This is a genomic window from Ralstonia sp. Ralssp135, from assembly GCF_047304345.1.
GTDB lineage: Bacteria > Pseudomonadota > Gammaproteobacteria > Burkholderiales > Burkholderiaceae > Ralstonia > Ralstonia chuxiongensis.
On sequence record NZ_JBGLYZ010000039.1, the window covers coordinates 1 to 17,264 of the forward strand.

Sequence of the window (17,264 nt, forward strand, 5' to 3'; positions counted from 1 at the left end):
GCCCGCGCCACCCAGCGCGCCGCCCAGCGCATTGCGCAAGTCGTCCGCCGCTGCGGGCAAAGCCGTCAGGCCGGCAAACGTTGCCACAATCAGGGCCGGTGCAATTTTCTTCAACATGGTGTTCTCCTTATGCGCAAATGCAGGATGCGGCACTCAAATCAGCACTGAGGGCCGATCCGGGCTCGATGAGTTCGGGGCGAAGAATACAAGTCGCGCAACAGGGCGGGTTAAACACATTCGTCAATCTCGTAACAGAATGTTGCCAGTCCAAGCATGCCCCTAAGCCATTGATAAGCCAGACCGAACGGGAGAACCCATGCCCAGCTACATCGCCTTCCTGCGCGCCGTAAACGTCGGCGGCACCGGCAAACTGCCCATGGCCGAACTGCGCGCGATGTGCGAATCGATCGGCTTGACCGGCGTACGCACCTACATTGCGAGCGGCAATGTCGTCTTTCAGAGCCGGCTGGCGGAAGCGACCGTCAAGGCAAAGCTGGAACGCTGCCTGGAGAATTACGCCGGCAAACCCGTGGGCGTGCTCGTGCGCACGGGCGCGGAGCTGGCAGCGGTGCTGGAAGGCAATCCATTCAAGACGGCTGCGCCCAACCGGACGGTCGCGATTTTCCTGGATACGCCGCCGCCCGCCGACGCATTGGCCGCCGCCACCGGCCACCGGACGGAAGAGGTGGCCCTGGGCACGCGCGAGATCTACGTGCACTACGGCGACGGTATGGCCAATTCCAAACTGAAGATCCCCGCCGCCAAAACGGGGACGGCCCGCAACATGAACACCATCGCTACGCTGGTCGACTGGGCAGCCGACTAGCGCCGGTCATTGCGCTGCCGATTTGCGCTTGGCCATGTGGTGCAAATACGCCAGCAGATCGTTGAGTTGCGCATCGGACAGCGTTTTCTCGTCGATGGCCGACATGCGGGCGTTGGGCCACCAGCGCAGCGATTGCGGATCGCGGATCAGGTGGCGCAGCTTCTCGTCGCCCAGGTATTCGACCGGGCTGTACGGCACGTTCAGGTCGGGGCCAAGGTTGGCATCGCCGGCGCGGTTGAGCGTGTGGCACGAGAAGCAGACGCGCTGGAACGTGGCGAAACCGCGCATGACAGGGCCATCTGCAGGCAGCCCAGCCGCAGGGCGGATGGCCGCAAAGCGCTCGCCGGGCAGCGCGGCAATGTCGATGCGCACGATGCTGTAAGTCCACAGGCTTTCATTCACAACCGATGCCTTGGAGGGCGGCGCCGTCCAGATCAGTCGGAACGGGCCGATGTCCTGACCCTTGAGCGTGGGCCACGGTGCGGCCGGGTCTTCCACGGCCAGCCAGGCGCGGGGCCCGTCGGCGCGGTCGCCCAGCAGCAGGCGCATCGGCAAGTGTGATACGTAGCCGTCGCTGGCGGCGGTGGTGGCGCTGGCATCCGGGCTGACAGTCTGCCCACGGAACAGCTCCGTCACTGGGATCGCCTTGAAGGTCAGGCGGCGCTTCAGGTTCTGGTCTTCCACCGTCACGCTGGTCAGGTGCGGATCGTGCAGCAATGCATCGCGCGACACCGTGCGGTGCTGCGTGCCGATGTTGACGGTCAGCGCCGCGCCGTCATCCGGGGTGTCAGCCGCATGGGCGCCGCCGCCGAACGCTGCGCATGCGCAGAGCGCCCATCCGGCCATCGTTGCAAGCCAGTTCTTCATGAGGTCTCCTGTGGGCAAATTGGGCCATTTCGTTGCGACAAGAGTGTAGGCAAGCGCACGAGGTTTGGCACGGTTTTCGTTATCGATACAACTGTGCTTCCACGCGCTGCCTGACGGTCTGCAACGCGGCATCGAGCCGGTCGAGCGCGACGGAACCCAACGCCAGCCGCAGCGCATGCGGCACCTGCTTTGACGTCGCAAACGGCTCTGCGGTGGACACGGAGATGCCATCCTCCTGCAGCGCCACGGCCACGCGGTCGGCACGCACCTCGGGCGGCAGCGCGAGCCAGACAAAATACGACGCAGGATGCGTGACCAGCGTCAGCCCAGCCAGCGCTTTGCGGGCAATCGCCTGGCGTGCTGCGGCATCGCGCCGCTTTTCGGCTTCCAGGCGATCAACCGTGCCGTCGTCTAGCCATGCGCATGCAAGGCTGGTGACGATGGCCGGCGTGTTCCAGGTCGTGGCGCGAATGGCGCGTTCCAGTTGCGGCACCCACGCAGCCGGCGCGGCAACGAAGCCGAAACGCAGGCCGGTGGCAACGCTTTTCGACAGGCCCGAGACGTAGACCGTCGATTCCGGCGCCAGCGCGGCCAGCGGCACGGGCGGATTGTCTTCGAGAAAGGCGTAGGCCGCGTCTTCCATGGCGATGAGGCCGTGGCGGCGCACGATGGCCGCCAGTTGGCGCCGCCAGCCAATGCCACTTACCCAGCCAAGCGGGTTGTGCAGCGTCGGCATGACGTAGACGGCGCGCACACTGCGCCGTGCGCAAAGCCGCTCCAGTGCATCGAGGTCCAAACCCTGCCCGGCTGCAGGCAGTGGCGCCAGCTCCAGATGCAGCATCTCGGCAACGACCTTGAAACCGGGATACGTCAGTGCGTCCACCGCAACCACATCGCCGGGCTTGAGCAACGCCATGGCGGTCACGGCCAGACCGTGCTGCGCGCCGTCGACTACGAGCACGTTGTCCGGCGCGACGGGCAAGCCGCGCTGTGCCAGGTGGCGCGCCACGCAGGCGCGTTCATGGGCGCGGCCTCCATGCGGCGCGTAGCGCAACAGCGCATCCAGATCGCCCCCGGCGGCCAGCTTGCGCAACGCGCGGCTCAGCAGCCGGGCTTGTCCGGGCAGCGACGGATAGTTGAAGTTCAAATCCACCACACCGGCGGCCACGGCCTGCTGGTCGATACCGAGGCCGCGCGGCAGCGTGTTCTCGCGCACGAAGGTGCCGCGCCCCACTTCGCCGCTCACCAGGCCTATTGCTTCAAGCTCGGCATACACGCGCGTGGCCGTGACCAGCGCAACGCCGTGGCGCTGCGCCAGTTGCCGGTGCGTGGGCAGGCGTGTGCCGGGCGGCAGACGGCCGGTGCGGATCTGCGCGGCCAGTTCGTCAACGAGCGGCTGGTAGCGAGTCTGGGTCATGTCTGGGTGTACTAAGGACAATTTTTTGATTGTATTGCCCCATGCCCCTAGCATGCGATCTATCCCAACGCGACAGCACACGATCATGCACATCGCCATCCTCACCTTCGATGGGTTCAATGAACTGGATTCGCTCATCGCCTTTGGCGTGCTTCATCGCATCAAGAAACCGGACTGGCGGGTGAGCCTGTGTTGCCCGCACACCGAAGTCACATCGATGAACGGCGTGACGATGCATGCGCAATCGATGCTGGAAGACGCACGCACCGCAGATGCCGTGCTTGTCGGCAGCGGCATCCGCACGCGCGACGTGGTGGCCGATCCGGCTTTGATGGCGCGGCTGGCGCTCGATCCGTCACGTCAGTTGATTGGAGCGCAGTGCTCGGGCACGTTGGTATTGGCCAAGCTGGGGCTGCTCGGCAACGTGCCCGCCTGCACAGACCTGACCACCAAGCCCTGGGTGCAGGATGCCGGCGTGGAAGTGCTGAACCAGCCGTTCTACGCCAACGGCAATGTGGCCACGGCGGGCGGGTGCTTTGCTTCGCCGTACCTGGCGGCATGGGTGATTGCGCGCACGGAAGGCGTGGAAGCCGCCGCAGAGGCGCTGCACTACGTCGCCCCCGTCGGCGAGAAAGAAGCCTATGTGGAAAACGCCCTGCGCAACCTGCGGCCTCACCTGCCTGGCTGATCGCGGGTGCGTTGGCCAGCCGATAGACTGGACGGCCCCTTCACGCATCGCAGACACGCGATCAGGAGTCACTTCTTGAACACGCTGACGACACTGAAGACGCTGGCCCTTCCCGTTGCCGTTGCGCTGCTGGCACACAGCACCGGGGCGTTTGCAGCCGAAAGCCTGGCCAATGGCGTCAAGCGCCGTGCACCGCAGGGCATTTCCACCAAGCTCTATGCCTGCGTCGACAAGGCACCGGACAATCCGGACGCAATCGGCGCATGTCTCTCCGCAGAAAAGACCGCGCAGGACGAGCGCCTGGACCACTCGTACAAAACGCTCTTGAGCAAATTGAATGGCAAGGCGAAAGACGCACTGGTGAGTTCAGAGCAGGCGTGGCAGGACTTTCACACCAGAACGGCAGCCCTTGAGACCGCCATCTACGGCAAGGACAAGCTCGACGATCTGCAGCGCCTGGAGAACGAAGTCTTCCGCCTGAGCGAACGGGCCAACGCGCTCGACAAGTATCTGGCCGCGAAGGGGCAATAAGCCGTTCAGGCCGCAGCGGTCGTCGACAGCCAGTTGCGCAGAATGGCCACGCTGTAGCGTGAATCCACCTGTGCGATGAACTGCGCAAAGTCCACGCTGGCCGCGTCATCGGCACGGTCGGAAATCGTGCGGATGGCGGCAAACGGCACACCCCATTCGTGGCACACCTGCGCCACGGCGGCGCCCTCCATCTCGACGGCCAAGGCGTCCGGCAATGCCGTGCGCAACACGGCGCTCTCGGCCGAAGTGCAGACAAAGCGGTCCCCGCTGACGATGAGCCCACGATGCACCTGCGGCGCCGCAATCCCGAAGGCCCGCATGACATCCGGACCCAGCAGCGCGTGCGGGTCAGCCAGCACAGCGCCTGCGCTTTCCAGCAGCCCGCTGGCGAGCGACACGTCGGCAGGAAAACGCGCCATGCCAGTCAGCGGAATTTCCCAGCGCGGAAACAGCGGCGAGGCATCGACATCGTGCTGCAGCAGTTCTTCCGACACCACGACATCGCCCACGGCCACGCCCGGTGCCAATGCGCCGGCCACGCCAGCAAACACCACGGCGCGTACGTTGAACTGCGTGATCAGCACGGCGGTGGTGGACGCCGCCGCCACCTTGCCCACGCGCGACAGCACCACAACGACCGCATGGCCGTCCAACTCTCCCGTCCAAAAATCGCGGCTGCCGATGTGGACGCACTGCGCGCCGGACAGCCACGTCAGCAGTTCATTGATCTCTTCATGCAGGGCAGCGACGATGCCGATCGGGCCGCGGGCGTTGGGCTGGGAAGACGGAGTGTTCATGCAGGATGCGGCGCCGGCTGGGGCGTAAAGACGTCGAAGGACGCCATTGTCGCCGCAATCCGGCGCCCGCTGGCGCCATCGCTCAGAGGCGCTGCGCCGCCCGCTGCACGGCGTCGTGGCGATCCGCACGCAAACGATCGAGCCGCGACGTCACCGCTTCGAGAATCTCCGGTGCCGCGCGCTCGGGGCGGCCGCAATCGAACGGCGGCGCGGGGGCGTATTCGATACCGAGCTGCACGGCCTGCGCATGTTCGACACCGGCAATGTCCGCCATGACCGTCAGCGCCATGTCGATGCCGGCCGTCACGCCACCGCCGGTGATGAGGTTGCCGTCACGCACCACGCGGGCTTCGTCCACCGTGGCACCAAACGCGGGCAGCAGATTGCGCCACGCCCAGTGGCAGCCCGCGCGCTTGCCCTGGAGCAACCCTGCCGCGCCCAACACCAGAGAACCAGTGCAGACTGAAGTGACATAGCGCGCGCCGTCGGCCAGGCGCCGGACTTCGCGCACGAACTCGGCGTCTTCCATGGCTTCAATCACGCCAAAACCGCCGGGCACGCAGATCAGGTCAGCATGCGGAATATCCGCCAGCCGCTGCACGTTCGAGATGGTGAGGCCGCCATCGGCATGGATCTCTCCGCCGCCCGCAGAGGCAACAACGCATTGCGCGCCGGGCAGCCGCCAGAACACTTCGTGCGGGCCGGTGAAATCGAGCTGGGTGACGCGGTTATACAGCGCAAAGACAACGATGAACGGGGAAGTCGTCATGGTTCGGCTCTCCTGAGAGTGATGCGGTGGTGGGTTGACGCTTCACAGGATCGCGCTCTATCGTGTTGGCAGCAATGACCAGTCTCCCACTTTTTCTGCCATGACCCACCGCATCGCTGTGCTGATCTTTCCGGACTTTCAACTGCTCGACGCTGCCGGGCCGGTGGCGGCATTTGAAGTGGCCAGCCGATATCGGGACGATCACTACGCGCTGCGCACAATTGCCGCGCAGGCCGGCCTCGTCCGCAGTTCTTCCGGTGCCCGCTGGGATGCCGACGCCCTGCCCCCCGCCAACCAGGTCGACACGCTGCTCATTGCCGGCGGCGACGGCGTGGACGCCGCCATGGCCGATGCGCGAACGCGCCGCTTTGTGCAGCGCTGCTCGGCCCGCGGCGCGCGTGTGGCCAGCGTCTGTTCGGGCAGCCTGCTGCTGGCCGCCACGGGCCTGTTGAACGGCCGGCGCGCCACCACGCACTGGAGCCGCAGCGAGCAGTTCGCACGCACGTTCCCGCAGGTGCAGCTCGAGCCCGACCACATCTACGTAAACGATGGCCCGATCTGGACCAGCGCCGGCATCAGCGCCGGCATCGACCTGGCGCTTGCGCTCATCGCCGAAGACCTGGGCGAGCGCCTGGCACGGGCCGTGGCGCGTCAGCTTGTCGTGTACTACCGGCGGCCGGGCGGGCAGTCGCAGTTTTCAGCGCTGAATGAGATGGATTCGGCACGCGGCCGCTTCAAGCCGCTGCTGGATCATGTGCGGCGCAACCTGAGCGCACCGCATCGCGTTGGCGATCTGGCCGAGCACGCCTGCATGAGCCCCCGCCATTTCGCACGCGCGTTCCAGGTTGAAACGGGCCTCACCCCTGCAAAGGCCGTGGAAAAATTGCGCGTGGAGGCTGCGCGCGCCGCGCTGGAAAGCGGTGCCGTCTCCATGCAGCGCGTGGCTACCGAATGCGGTTTTGGCGATACCGAACGCATGCGGCGCAGTTTTCAGCGCCTGCTGGGTGTGCCTCCGTCTTCATTGCGCGCACGCTAACTTCACTTAAACCCGCGCCACTGCGCCATTCGCCTTCCTCAGGCCCAAACTTTGCGTCCGAGCTCCGGCGCCGCCCAGCCTCGACAAGAAGCGGCGAGCAAAACGGACTCAGGGAACGCAACGAGCGAAGGAGGAGACGCGTATGAACACTCGGGAAATGCTGGCTATCGTGGGGGTTACGCTGGCCGTGATCACAGCCTATTCGCTTGCCCGCGATCTGACTGACGAGCCGTTGGGCCTGCTGGCGCCGCAAAGCGGTCTGGTACACGTGCAAGCGCAGGTGAATGCGCCGCATCAGTAACGCGCATGGCGCGCAAACGCCACCGCACCTCCCTCACCGAATGGCCGCCGCGCCTGAGCACCAGCGCGTTCAACCCGCTTTCGCCCACTGGCGCTTCGTCTCCTTGACGGCCGTGGGGTGGACGACTGTCGTATCTTCCGGAGCCAGCGCGTGCCCGTCCTGCGCACGGAGTTCAAGCCGCGGCACCGGCTTACCCGTTGCCTTCTCAACGAGCACAACGTGCGCCTCATCCGGCCCGAAGCAGAAGGCTTCGCCCCACTGCCGCAGCGCCACCAACAGCGGAAACAGCGCGCGCCCTTTCTCGGTCAGCACGTAGTCCTGATACGCACTGCCGTCAGCCGCCGGCACCGTTTCGAGAATGTCGTGCGCCACGAGGTTGCGCAGGCGCGCTGCCAGGATGTTCTTCGACAGCCCGAGACTGCGCTGAAACTCGCCAAAGCGGCGCAGGCCGTCAAACGCATCGCGCACGATCAGTAGCGACCACCAATCGCCAATGGCGTCCAGCGGCCTGGCGACGCCGCAAAGAGAATCCGCGTGGCTCGTACGTTTGACCATCTGTATTGCGCGTACCGTGCGCGCCCTCACATTCAATGTGGTTGCAATGTAAAACCTCGACTGCTATAACGCAACGGTTTCATATTAAAACCACCTGGATGAGGAGGTAGCACGGCATGCACCTTGACGCGTTCCTTGGGATGTACCCCTATACCGCTCGCTTTACCAATGCACCGGGCTTTCAGATGCATTACGTGGACGAAGGCCCCGCCGATGGCGAAGTCGTGCTGTGCCTGCATGGCGAGCCAACGTGGGGCTTCCTCTTCCGGCACCTGATTGCGGCGCTGCGCGGCACCCACCGCGTGGTGGCACCCGACCACATGGGCTTCGGCAAGAGCGAAACGCCGCCGTCACGCAGCTACTGGCTGCAAGACCATATCGACAACCTCGAGAGCTTGGTGCTTGCGCTGGACCTGCGCGACATCACGCTCGTCATGCACGACTTTGGTGGGCCGGTTGGCATGGGGCTCGCGTCACGGTATCCGGATCGCGTGCGGCGCATCATCAGCGTCAACGGACCGACGCCGTTCGGGCAGGCGACGTTGGGTGAACGCCTGACAGCCAATGCAGCGGTGTCGCCGTGGTTTCAGTGGATCGTGCGGGCGGAATCGGAGGGGCGCCTTGAAGCGGTACTGGGCGAACTTGGCTTCAACATCCTCAGCACGTTGAAGCTCAACGGCTTTGAAGATCACCGGCTCATCAACGATGCGTGGTTGCAAGCGTACGGCGCGCGCTTTGCCACGCCCGCTGACTGCGCGGGCGCCATCGGCTGGGCCAAAGGCTTTGCTATCGGCGCGCACCGTTTTGAAACGCCGGACAGTGCGGCGCGCCGTGCCATCGGCACCAAGCCCGCCATGGCGATCTGGGGCATGGCAGACCGCACACTGCAGGCGGAGCATTTCCTGCCGCTGTTCAGCGAGCTGTTTCCGGATGCACCGGTGCACCGGTTGCCTGGCGTTGGGCATTACAGCTTGGAAGATGCGCCCGATGCGATTGCCAATCGTATCGCGACGTTTCTCGCGCAAACGTGAGGGCATAGCATCCGCCGACTACGACGCCGCATACATGCAAAAACGCAGCGGACGCGACTGCGTAGTCTGTGCCCAAGGGCAGGCTACGCTTGCTCGCGCTGCCCTGACACAGCCGCCTGACCAAGCCTGACTTCCGCCACCAGACCACCACCTTCTCGATTGCGCAACGTAAGCCCGCCGCCTGCGGCCACCGCCAGTTGCTGCGCAATCGCCAAGCCCAGCCCCGTGCCGCCCGTCTCGCGGCTGCGCGAATTTTCCAGCCGCACAAACGGCTGCAACACGGCATCGAGTTTGTCTTCGGGAATACCGGGCCCGCGGTCGCGCACTTCGATCACCACGGCTTCGCCGTCGCGGCGCACACCGACTTCCGCCGCGCCGCCAAACTTGATGGCGTTGTCGGCGAGGTTGGTCAGCACGCGGCGCAGCGCGTGGGGGCGCGTGACGATGGCGCCGGTGGCGTGCTGCTCCAGCGTGACGGGCTTGCCGGTGTCCTGGTAGTCGTACACGAGGCTTTCGACAAACGACCCGACGTCGATGCGCGAGGGCTTTTCACCATCGCCATGCGCGCTGCGCGCATAGGCCAGCCCCTCTCGCACGAGCGTTTCGATCTCGGCCAGATCGCTCAACAGCTTGCGCTTCTCTTCAGAGTCTTCCGCCATTTCAGCGCGCAGCTTCATGCGCGTGATGGGTGTCTGCAGGTCGTGCGAAATGGCGGCCAGAATCTGCACGCGCTCTTCAACAAAGCGGGCAATGCGCTGGCGCATGGCGTTGAAGGCGTGTGCGGCGCGCGCCAGTTCGGTGGGGCCTGTCTCGTCCAGCGGCGGCGTCTGTGCGTTGGGGTTGAGTGCGTCGGCGGCGGCGGCCAATGCCACCAGCGGGCGAATCGACAATCGCACCGCAAACCAGCAGCACACGATCAGCAGCAGCAATTGCACCACCAGCACATACGGCAGCCACTGCGCGATGGGCGTCATGCGCGGGTGCACATCAATGGTGAGCGTGCTGCCGTCGCTCAGCGTGAGGTGCGCCTGCAGTTGCTTGCCGTCGCCCGGTATCGACTCGACCGTCACGGGAAAGCGGCCGCCGCTGGCCTCGCTGATGCGCGCGGCGATGTCCTTGCCGCGCTGGGTCATCTCCGGCACGCCAGGCACGCCGGGCCCGAGGATGTACTGATAGTTGCCGCGGTTCAGGCGCGACAGCCACTGCGGGCGCTCATCCGCAGGCAGACGATCGAGGATGGCGATGGCTGTGGACACATCCGTTTCCAGCGTGCCCAGCATGACTTCGCGCGCGCTCATGTAGCGCTCGGAAAACAGCACGGCAAACGACAGCGCATACGCCACCACCAGCCCCGCCAGCAGGATCGCGAACAGGCGCGAGCCCAGCGTGCGCGGCCACGCCCAGGCACGTGTGCTCGTTGCTGTGCTCATTGGCGCGCCTCCTTGATCTCCACCGGTTTGGCAAAGACATAGCCCTCGCTGCGCACGGTCTTGATGTACGCCGGATCGCGCGCATCGTCATTCAGGCGCTGGCGCAGACGGCTGACCAGCAGATCGACGGATCGCTCGAACATCTCGGCCTCGCGGCCCTGCGTGAGGTTGAGCAGTTGATCCCGGTTGAAGACGCGCATCGGATGGTCGACAAACACACGCAGCAGGCGGTATTCCGCGCCGCTCAGGGCGACGATGGTGCCTTCAGCATCGATCAGGTGGCGCGCGGTGGTATCGAGGTGCCACTCGCCAAAGGCCAGCATCTGGCCCGCTTCGGAAATCTGGAGGTTGGGCGGCAGCATGCGCGTGCGGCGCAGCACGGCCTTGATGCGGGCGAGCAGTTCGCGCGCGGCAAACGGCTTGGCCACGTAATCGTCGGCGCCCATTTCCAGGCCGATGATGCGGTCGGTCTCGTCGTCGCGCGCGGTGAGCATCAAAACGGGCGTCGCCTTGTGCTTGCCGGCGCGCAGTTCACGGCAGAGCACCAGGCCGTCGTCGCCGGGCAGCATCAGGTCGAGCACGATCAGGTCGACGGTGTTGGCTTCCAGAAACGCACGCATGTGGCGCCCGTCGGGCGAGGCCGTCACACGCAGCCCGTTCTTGGTGAGATAGGTCGAAACGAGTTCGCGGATCTCGCGGTCATCATCGACGATCAGGATGTGGTCGACGTGGGCGTCCATGGGGTGACCTCGGCACGATGGAAGGTGGAAGGAAGGCGCCATTTTGCGCCTCTCGGTGTGACGTCGCGAGCCCGTGTTGTATCGGAATGCATCTGGCGGACGCGTTTGTACAGTCCGATACAAAGTCGCCCCCGCGGCGATACATGCCAGCTACGCGCGCGGCGTCTGATGGAGGCAATCCCGATCCCTTGCCGAGGAATGTCGATCATGAGCCTGCTGATACTCGCCTACCTGGGCGGCGCGCTGACCATCCTGAGTCCGTGCATCCTGCCCGTCCTGCCGTTTGTATTGAGCCGCACCGGCCAGCCCTTTGTGCGCGGCAAGTTGCCGATGCTCGCCGGCATGGCGCTCACCTTTGCCGGCTTTGCCACGCTGCTTTCGGCCGGCGGTGCATGGGCGGTGCGCGCGAACGAGGTGGGCAGGTTTGCGGCGCTCGCGCTGCTGGCGGTGTTCGGGCTGTCGCTGCTGTGGCCCAGGCTGGCCGATCTGATGACGCGGCCGGCGGTGGCATTGGGCAACCGGCTGGCTGGGCAAGCGGCTACGGGCGGAGCATCGGCGGAACCTTCGGTGGCGGGCTCGCTGCTGCTGGGCGTGGCCACAGGGATGCTGTGGGCGCCATGCGCGGGGCCGATCCTCGGTTTGGTGCTGACCGGCGTGGCGCTCAATGGCGCCAGCGTGTCCAGCGCGTTGGCCCTGACGGCCTACGCCGCAGGCGCGGCCACATCGTTGGCGGCAGCGCTGGGGCTGGGCGGGCGTGTGTTCGCCGCCATGAAGCGCTCCATGGGCCTGGGCGAATGGGCGCGTCGCATCATGGGCGCAGGCGTGCTGGGCGGCGTAGCGCTCATCGGGCTGGGCGCAGATACCGGCCTGCTGGCGCGCCTGTCTTCCGGCGGCACCACGCAGCTTGAGCAGGCGCTGGTGAACGGGCTGGGCGGGCCTTAACCTGGTTTCCCAAGCCGACGCCGCGCCCGTGGCGAAATCCAGCGGCTTGCCCGTGGAGGGCCGCGTGGCCTCGTTCGACGGCGCGGTGCAGTGGCTCAATTCCGCACCGCTCACAGGCGACCAACTGCGCGGCAAGGTCACGCTGGTCTATTTCTGGACGTACTCGTGCATCAACTGCATCCGCACGCTGCCCTACCTGCGCGCGTGGGCCGACAAGTACAAGGACCAGGGCCTGACCGTGGTGGGCGTGCACACGCCGGAATTCGCCTTCGAAAAATCGCCCGAGAACGTCGCCCGCGCCGTCAGCGGCTTTCGCGTCAACTTTCCGGTGGCCATCGACAGCAACTACCGCATCTGGAACGCCTTCCACAACAACTACTGGCCGGCCGCGTACTTTGTCGATGCCCAGGGCAACATCCGGCACCACCAGTTTGGCGAGGGCGATTACGCCGCCTCCGAACACGTCATCCAGGCCTTGCTGGCCGAGGCAGGCAACAGGCAGGTGGCTGGCGGCGTGGTCGCGCCCGATGCCCCCGGGGCGCAGGCCGCACCCGACCTGGACAACGTCCGCTCGCCGGAAACGTACGTCGGCTACGCGCAAGCCGACCGCTTTGCATCGCCGGGCGGCGCGCAGATTGGCACGTCGCACGCATACAGCGTCAGCAAGCTCGGCCTGAACGACTGGGGCTTGTCAGGCCAATGGACGATCGATGCCGAGCAAGCCACGCTCGACCGCGCTGGCGGCAGCATCGTCTACCGATTCCACGCGCGTGACCTGCACCTCGTGCTCGGCCCCGCCGCAGATGGCCGCGCCGTGCGCTTCACCGTCAAGATCGACGGCAAGGCCCCCGGCGACAGCCACGGCGCCGATACCGATGCCCACGGCAACGGCGCCATCACGCAAACGCGCCTCTACCAGCTCGTTCGCCAGGCCGGCACGGTGGGCGAGCACACGTTCGAGATCCGCTTTCTTGATGCGGGGGCGCATGCCTATGCCTTCACCTTCGGCTGATGCCGTTGCCGGCACCGCTACTGCACGCGGCTTTTTGTACGCGTTTGTATCCAGCCGCCACAGAGATACACGCCCAGACAGAAAGGCCCTTCCGCACTACTTCAGGGATACGTCGGCCCTCTTTAATACGTCTCGTGGCCTCGGCAACAAGCGCACACCAAGCCGCTGGCGCGGGGACGCAAACCCAACCCCCAGTCTTCCCGCTTCATCAAAAAGGAGATCACCATGACCCGCATCGAAAACGTTCTGTACACCGCCAAAGTCAACGTCACCGGCGGCCGCGATGGCCAGGCCCACAGCGATGACGACCGCCTGAACCTGAAGCTGTCGCCTCCGGGCAGCAGCGGCCGCGGCACGAACCCCGAGCAACTGTTTGCCGCGGGCTGGTCGGCCTGCTTTATCGGCGCAATGGGCCGCGCGGCCAGTCAGATGAAGATCAAACTGCCGGCCGATCTGTCCTTGAATACCGAAGTGGACCTGGGCACCACCGACGACGCGTTCTTCCTGCAAGCACGCCTGAACGTCAGCCTGCCCGGCATGGACCGCGAAGTGGCGCAAGCCGTGGTGGAAGCGGCCCACCAGATCTGCCCGTATTCGAAGGCCACGCGCGGCAACATTCACGTCGAGCTGAACGTGATCTGACGCATCGCATGGCCCGCCGCACGCTGCCAGCGGCTGGCGGGCCTTCGCTATCAACTTTTCAGGAAACCCACATCATGCGCACGACCCTCCGCGCCGCCCTTGCGGCACTCGCCATCGGCGCCGTCTACTTTGTCGGGACTGGCGTGCCCGCCTTCAGCCAGACCGCCTCGACCGGCGCGGCGGCACCCGAGTTCACAGGCATCAACCAGTGGCTGAATTCACAACCGCTGTCGATGAAGGACCTGCGCGGCAAGGTCGTGCTGGTGGATTTCTGGACGTACTCGTGCATCAACTGCCTCAACACGCTGCCGCACGTGAAGCAGTGGTACGACAAATACAAGGATCAGGGCCTGGTCGTGGTGGGCGTGCACACGCCGGAATACGCGTTCGAAAAATCGACCGCCAACGTGCAGGAAGCGCTCAAGCGGCTGGACGTGCGCTACCCGGTCGCGCAGGACAACAGCTACGCAACGTGGTCGGCCTTCCACAACCAGTTCTGGCCGGCGCTGTACCTGATCGATACCGACGGACGCATCGTCTATCAGCACTTTGGCGAAGGCCGCTATGCCGAGACGGAAGCCGCCATCCAGAAGCTGCTGGCAGACCGAAAGCCGCAGAAGCCTGCGTGATGACGCTGCGTGAGAAGTCCCGCCCCGACGGCGCTTATGAACGCCAGCGGGCGGGGCGTTTTTCCAGGAAGGCATCGATGCCCTCGCCGGCGTCTTCTTCCATCATGTTGCGGGCCATGACGTCGCCCGCGTAGGCATAGGCATCGGCAAGCGGCATCTGCCGTTGTCGATAGAACATCGCCTTGCCGTAGCGGATGGCGGCGGGGCTCTTCGACACGATGTCCGCCACCTTGCGAGCCACGGCGGCATCCAGCGCCTCAGCCGGCACGGCCTCGTTAATGAGGCCCCAGTCAGCGGCCGTAGCCGCGTCGATAAAGCGGCCCGTCACGAGCATGTCAAACGCGCGCTTCGCGAGCACGTTGCGCGACAACGCCACCGCAGGCGTCGAGCAGAACAGGCCGACGTTGATGCCTGACACTGCAAACCGCGCCGTATCTGAAGCAATGGCCAGGTCACAACTGCCAACCAACTGGCAACCCGCAGCGGTCGCCACGCCATGCACGCGCGCGATGACCGGCACCGGGAGCGCCTGAATCGCCTGCATCACCACGCTGCACCGCGCAAATAGCGCCTGGTAATACGCAAGCTCAGGCGTGCCACGCATTTCCCGCAGGTCGTGGCCGGCGCAGAACGCCTTGCCCTCGGCGCCGAGCACCACGCAGCGCACCGCTGGATCTCGCGCAATGTCGTCCAAAACGCGCTGCAGCGCATCAAGCATGGCTTCTGACAGCGCGTTGAACTGCAAAGGCCGATTCAGTCGCAGCGTGACGACGCCATCGCGGTCATCGCGCAGGACGGGCGCGTCAGCGGCGGTATTGGTGGTGGGGTGAGGTTGCATGTGCACTCCTTTGCAGGCTGGTGCCCTGGGGTGGGCATCAGTCTATCTCCGCCGGGCGGCCACCGCACTCCGGCGTTGCCAGTAGGTGCCGGCTGGCCGTCAGCGGCACCAGACCTGAAAGGCCTACCCCTTCGCCGCTTTGACATTGGGCGGGCGCCTGACTATCACGCGTCTATAAGAGGTCGGGCGCCGGCCCCCACAAAATGCGCGGGGGCACACCATTGAAGAGGGCAGCCTGGCAACACAATCACATCGCACTCGCACCGGAAGTCACACCACAAGCGAACTAGGTGACACAGTCACCGCAAGGGGGCCAACGTGATGTCGGAAACGCTGGACATGCAGCGAGGCTTGTTGCTGGGCCTCTCGCCAGGACGCCGGACGTACTGGATGGCGCAGGCCGTGGCTTTGCTGTCGCTCGTGGTACTGGTGTCGGCCGTGCCGTTCGCCAAGGTGCAGTTGGCGAAACTTCCATCGTTCGTGCCGCTTTACGAGTCGGCCCTCATCCTCAATGACTTGATTACCGCGGCGCTGCTCTTCGGGCAGTTCGCCATCACGCGCTCGCGCGCGATGCTGGCGCTCGCCAGCGGCTACCTGTTCACGGCCGCCACGGCAGTGGGGCATCTGTTGTCATTTCCGGGGCTGTTTGCCTCCGGCGGCCTGCTGGAAGCCGGGCCGCAAAGCACAGCCTGGATCTACATGTTCTGGCACGCGGGCTTTCCGCTGTTTGTCATCGCTTACGCCGTGCTCAAGGGGCGCGAAGAGCGCGAGCCGGACCGCTTTCCAATCCACACGCTGACGCGAAAAACAGCGCTGGGCACCGTGGCGGCCGTGCTGGGCGCAGCGGCCGCGTGCGTGGCGCTTGCCACCGTCGGCGCACATCTCCTGCCCGCCATCATGGCGGCCAACCGCTACACGCCTACGATGGGGATCGTGGCGGGCGGCACGTGGTGCTTTTGCGTGGTCGCGCTGGTCGTGCTCTGGCGCAGCCGCCCGCACCTGACGCTCGACATCTGGTTGATGGTGGTGCTGTGCGTGTGGATCTGCGATGTCGCGCTCAGCGCCGTCTTCAATGGCGGGCGATATGACCTCGGCTTCTATGCCGGCCGCGTGTTCGGGCTGTTGGGGGCGAGCTTTGTGCTGCTGCTGTTGCTGATCGAAAACACCGTGCTGCGTTCCAGGTTGGCAGCGGCGCGCGCGGAACTCGGGCGGCTGGCGGCGAGCAATGCGGGGGATCGGGAGCGGTGACGCGGTGACGCGGTGACGCGGTGATGCGGTGATGCGGTTACGTCCCGCTACGCCCGCCGCACTTGCGTGGCCCGGCCCGGCATCGACATCGCCGCCACCCCCACCACCACGCACGCCAGCCCGATCCACGCCGAAGACGGCAACGACTCCCCCAGAAACACCACGCCGATCGCCACGCCAATCGGCACACGCAAATACGCCTGCGCGGTGGTGCCGATCGCACCCAGCGTCTGGATGAGCCGGAAGTAGATGGCAAAGGCCAGCGCCGTGGAGAACGCCGCCAGCGCCATCAACGCCATCAACGAACGTGCAGAAGGCTGAAGCGCCCAAGGGTGGTCAACAAGCAAGCTCGCGGGCGTGAGCACCAATGCCCCCACCAGCAATGAGCCGGTAGCCGGCGCCGCAGGATGCAGCCCCTTGAAAGACCTGCCGTAGATGGCCGCACCTGCATAGCAGGCCGTCGCCGCCACGATGGCCAGTTGCGGAACAAGCTGCCCGCCCAGCCCATCGAGCGCGCTCGGTCCAATCACCAGACACGTGCCGACAAACCCGGCAACCACGCCGATCAGCTTACGCAACGACACCGGCTCGTGCCGCGTGATGAGCACCGTCGCCACAAACACCATCACGGGCGACGTCGAATTCAGGATGGTCGCCAGACTCGCGCCCACCGAGCGCTCGGCCCACGCGATGAGCGTGAACGGCACAACGCTGTTGAGCAACGCCTGCACGCCGAAGCGCATCCAGACTCGCCTGTCGCGCGGCATGCGAACGTTGCGACTGCGCATCCACAGCAACAGCAGCGTCGCTGCGATCAACGTTCTGGCGGCAATGAAAGTGAGCGGTGGAATGGTCTCCACGCCCATGCGGATGAAGGTGTACGACGCACCCCACAGGGTCGACAGCGTGAGCAGCAGGGCCAGATCGGTGGCGTGGCTGGATGGGGGCGTGTCGGTGTGCGGCAC

Annotated in this window: 18 protein-coding genes and 1 pseudogene; 10 read left to right on the forward strand and 9 right to left on the reverse strand. The window is 65.5% G+C overall.

The genetic code is table 11. The features are described from left to right. The first annotated feature begins 316 nt into the window (after positions 1-316). Complete coding sequence (locus tag ACCD03_RS21065; protein WP_045205441.1) at positions 317-826, forward strand: DUF1697 domain-containing protein; 510 nt, start codon at positions 317-319, stop codon at positions 824-826. Positions 827-832: 6 nt separating this feature from the next. Here the strand turns inward: ACCD03_RS21065 and ACCD03_RS21070 are convergent, their stop codons facing one another. Together ACCD03_RS21070 and ACCD03_RS21075 are read right to left on the reverse strand one after the other, a co-directional pair. Then, on the reverse strand, positions 833-1,693 hold the full coding sequence (locus tag ACCD03_RS21070; protein WP_413412773.1) for a c-type cytochrome: 861 nt from the start codon (positions 1,691-1,693) through the stop codon (positions 833-835). Positions 1,694-1,772: 79 nt separating this feature from the next. Further along, positions 1,773-3,110, reverse strand: coding sequence for a PLP-dependent aminotransferase family protein (locus tag ACCD03_RS21075; protein ID WP_413412774.1), 1,338 nt, complete (start codon positions 3,108-3,110; stop codon positions 1,773-1,775). An 85-nt stretch (positions 3,111-3,195) separates the two neighbouring features. On the opposite strand from ACCD03_RS21075, the gene ACCD03_RS21080 reads away from it, so the two are divergent. Both ACCD03_RS21080 and ACCD03_RS21085 read left to right on the forward strand, forming a co-directional pair. Beyond that, the gene (locus ACCD03_RS21080; protein ID WP_413412775.1) at positions 3,196-3,798 is read left to right on the forward strand and encodes a DJ-1/PfpI family protein; all 603 of its coding nucleotides are present in this window, start codon (positions 3,196-3,198) and stop codon (positions 3,796-3,798) included. A 75-nt stretch (positions 3,799-3,873) separates the two neighbouring features. Further along, entirely contained in the window at positions 3,874-4,329 is a 456-nt protein-coding gene (locus ACCD03_RS21085; protein WP_413412776.1) for a lysozyme inhibitor LprI family protein, read from the forward strand. A 5-nt stretch (positions 4,330-4,334) separates the two neighbouring features. On the opposite strand, the gene ACCD03_RS21090 is transcribed toward ACCD03_RS21085, so the two are convergent. Further along, positions 4,335-5,126 carry a 5'-methylthioadenosine/adenosylhomocysteine nucleosidase gene (locus ACCD03_RS21090; RefSeq protein WP_045205446.1) on the reverse strand — a complete coding sequence of 264 codons (792 nt, stop codon included), beginning with the start codon at positions 5,124-5,126 and terminating at the stop codon, positions 4,335-4,337. 82 nt (positions 5,127-5,208) lie between these two features. Next, positions 5,209-5,895 (reverse strand): DJ-1/PfpI family protein, encoded by a 687-nt coding sequence (locus ACCD03_RS21095; RefSeq protein WP_045205447.1) that lies wholly within the window; start codon positions 5,893-5,895, stop codon positions 5,209-5,211. A 100-nt stretch (positions 5,896-5,995) separates the two neighbouring features. On the opposite strand from ACCD03_RS21095, the gene ACCD03_RS21100 reads away from it, so the two are divergent. Both ACCD03_RS21100 and ACCD03_RS21105 read left to right on the forward strand, forming a co-directional pair. Then, on the forward strand, positions 5,996-6,931 hold the full coding sequence (locus ACCD03_RS21100) for a GlxA family transcriptional regulator (protein ID WP_413412777.1): 936 nt from the start codon (positions 5,996-5,998) through the stop codon (positions 6,929-6,931). 142 nt (positions 6,932-7,073) lie between these two features. Continuing rightward, complete coding sequence (locus ACCD03_RS21105) at positions 7,074-7,232, forward strand: hypothetical protein (RefSeq protein ID WP_413412778.1); 159 nt, start codon at positions 7,074-7,076, stop codon at positions 7,230-7,232. 69 nt (positions 7,233-7,301) lie between these two features. Here the strand turns inward: ACCD03_RS21105 and ACCD03_RS21110 are convergent, their stop codons facing one another. Beyond that, positions 7,302-7,787 carry a winged helix-turn-helix transcriptional regulator gene (locus tag ACCD03_RS21110; protein ID WP_413412779.1) on the reverse strand — a complete coding sequence of 162 codons (486 nt, stop codon included), beginning with the start codon at positions 7,785-7,787 and terminating at the stop codon, positions 7,302-7,304. A 116-nt stretch (positions 7,788-7,903) separates the two neighbouring features. On the opposite strand from ACCD03_RS21110, the gene ACCD03_RS21115 reads away from it, so the two are divergent. Continuing rightward, the gene (locus ACCD03_RS21115) at positions 7,904-8,818 is read left to right on the forward strand and encodes an alpha/beta fold hydrolase (protein WP_413412780.1); all 915 of its coding nucleotides are present in this window, start codon (positions 7,904-7,906) and stop codon (positions 8,816-8,818) included. Positions 8,819-8,901: 83 nt separating this feature from the next. Here the strand turns inward: ACCD03_RS21115 and ACCD03_RS21120 are convergent, their stop codons facing one another. Both ACCD03_RS21120 and ACCD03_RS21125 read right to left on the reverse strand, forming a co-directional pair. Beyond that, positions 8,902-10,248 carry a sensor histidine kinase gene (locus ACCD03_RS21120; RefSeq protein WP_413412781.1) on the reverse strand — a complete coding sequence of 449 codons (1,347 nt, stop codon included), beginning with the start codon at positions 10,246-10,248 and terminating at the stop codon, positions 8,902-8,904. Beyond that, positions 10,245-10,988, reverse strand: coding sequence for a response regulator (locus tag ACCD03_RS21125; RefSeq protein ID WP_045205459.1), 744 nt, complete (start codon positions 10,986-10,988; stop codon positions 10,245-10,247). The genes ACCD03_RS21120 and ACCD03_RS21125 overlap by 4 nt, the downstream gene beginning before the upstream one ends. A 207-nt stretch (positions 10,989-11,195) precedes the next feature. Here ACCD03_RS21125 and ACCD03_RS21130 point away from each other — a divergent pair. The 3 genes and pseudogenes from ACCD03_RS21130 (at position 11,196) to ACCD03_RS21140 (ending at position 14,213) form a co-directional block, all read left to right on the forward strand. After that, positions 11,196-12,942: pseudogene (locus ACCD03_RS21130) on the forward strand (cytochrome c biogenesis protein DipZ). A gap of 225 nt (positions 12,943-13,167) precedes the next feature. Next, positions 13,168-13,584, forward strand: a complete 417-nt coding sequence (locus ACCD03_RS21135; RefSeq protein WP_325655171.1) for an organic hydroperoxide resistance protein — start codon at positions 13,168-13,170, stop codon at positions 13,582-13,584. Between the two features lie 74 nt (positions 13,585-13,658). Beyond that, complete coding sequence (locus ACCD03_RS21140; RefSeq protein ID WP_413412782.1) at positions 13,659-14,213, forward strand: thioredoxin family protein; 555 nt, start codon at positions 13,659-13,661, stop codon at positions 14,211-14,213. Between the two features lie 34 nt (positions 14,214-14,247). On the opposite strand, the gene ACCD03_RS21145 is transcribed toward ACCD03_RS21140, so the two are convergent. Then, on the reverse strand, positions 14,248-15,051 hold the full coding sequence (locus ACCD03_RS21145) for an enoyl-CoA hydratase (RefSeq protein ID WP_413412783.1): 804 nt from the start codon (positions 15,049-15,051) through the stop codon (positions 14,248-14,250). A gap of 339 nt (positions 15,052-15,390) precedes the next feature. Here ACCD03_RS21145 and ACCD03_RS21150 point away from each other — a divergent pair, with 339 nt between their 5' ends. Continuing rightward, complete coding sequence (locus tag ACCD03_RS21150) at positions 15,391-16,299, forward strand: MASE4 domain-containing protein (RefSeq protein ID WP_413412784.1); 909 nt, start codon at positions 15,391-15,393, stop codon at positions 16,297-16,299. A 47-nt stretch (positions 16,300-16,346) separates the two neighbouring features. On the opposite strand, the gene ACCD03_RS21155 is transcribed toward ACCD03_RS21150, so the two are convergent. Further along, a complete protein-coding gene (locus tag ACCD03_RS21155; protein WP_413412785.1) occupies positions 16,347-17,264 on the reverse strand; it encodes a DMT family transporter in 918 nt (305 codons plus the stop codon).

Bases quoted from the DNA above. Each gene is read 5' to 3' on its own strand.
- ACCD03_RS21125 (WP_045205459.1), bottom strand. From the start codon at position 10,988: ATGGACGCCCACGTCGACCACATCCTGATCGTCGATGATGACCGCGAG.
- ACCD03_RS21115 (WP_413412780.1), top strand. From the start codon at position 7,904: ATGCACCTTGACGCGTTCCTTGGGATGTACCCCTATACCGCTCGCTTT.
- ACCD03_RS21135 (WP_325655171.1), top strand. From the start codon at position 13,168: ATGACCCGCATCGAAAACGTTCTGTACACCGCCAAAGTCAACGTCACC.
- ACCD03_RS21120 (WP_413412781.1), bottom strand. From the start codon at position 10,248: ATGAGCACAGCAACGAGCACACGTGCCTGGGCGTGGCCGCGCACGCTG.
- ACCD03_RS21095 (WP_045205447.1), bottom strand. From the start codon at position 5,895: ATGACGACTTCCCCGTTCATCGTTGTCTTTGCGCTGTATAACCGCGTC.
- ACCD03_RS21110 (WP_413412779.1), bottom strand. From the start codon at position 7,787: ATGGTCAAACGTACGAGCCACGCGGATTCTCTTTGCGGCGTCGCCAGG.
- ACCD03_RS21140 (WP_413412782.1), top strand. From the start codon at position 13,659: ATGCGCACGACCCTCCGCGCCGCCCTTGCGGCACTCGCCATCGGCGCC.
- ACCD03_RS21075 (WP_413412774.1), bottom strand. From the start codon at position 3,110: ATGACCCAGACTCGCTACCAGCCGCTCGTTGACGAACTGGCCGCGCAG.
- ACCD03_RS21105 (WP_413412778.1), top strand. From the start codon at position 7,074: ATGAACACTCGGGAAATGCTGGCTATCGTGGGGGTTACGCTGGCCGTG.
- ACCD03_RS21070 (WP_413412773.1), bottom strand. From the start codon at position 1,693: ATGAAGAACTGGCTTGCAACGATGGCCGGATGGGCGCTCTGCGCATGC.
- ACCD03_RS21090 (WP_045205446.1), bottom strand. From the start codon at position 5,126: ATGAACACTCCGTCTTCCCAGCCCAACGCCCGCGGCCCGATCGGCATC.
- ACCD03_RS21065 (WP_045205441.1), top strand. From the start codon at position 317: ATGCCCAGCTACATCGCCTTCCTGCGCGCCGTAAACGTCGGCGGCACC.
- ACCD03_RS21080 (WP_413412775.1), top strand. From the start codon at position 3,196: ATGCACATCGCCATCCTCACCTTCGATGGGTTCAATGAACTGGATTCG.
- ACCD03_RS21100 (WP_413412777.1), top strand. From the start codon at position 5,996: ATGACCCACCGCATCGCTGTGCTGATCTTTCCGGACTTTCAACTGCTC.
- ACCD03_RS21145 (WP_413412783.1), bottom strand. From the start codon at position 15,051: ATGCAACCTCACCCCACCACCAATACCGCCGCTGACGCGCCCGTCCTG.
- ACCD03_RS21150 (WP_413412784.1), top strand. From the start codon at position 15,391: ATGCAGCGAGGCTTGTTGCTGGGCCTCTCGCCAGGACGCCGGACGTAC.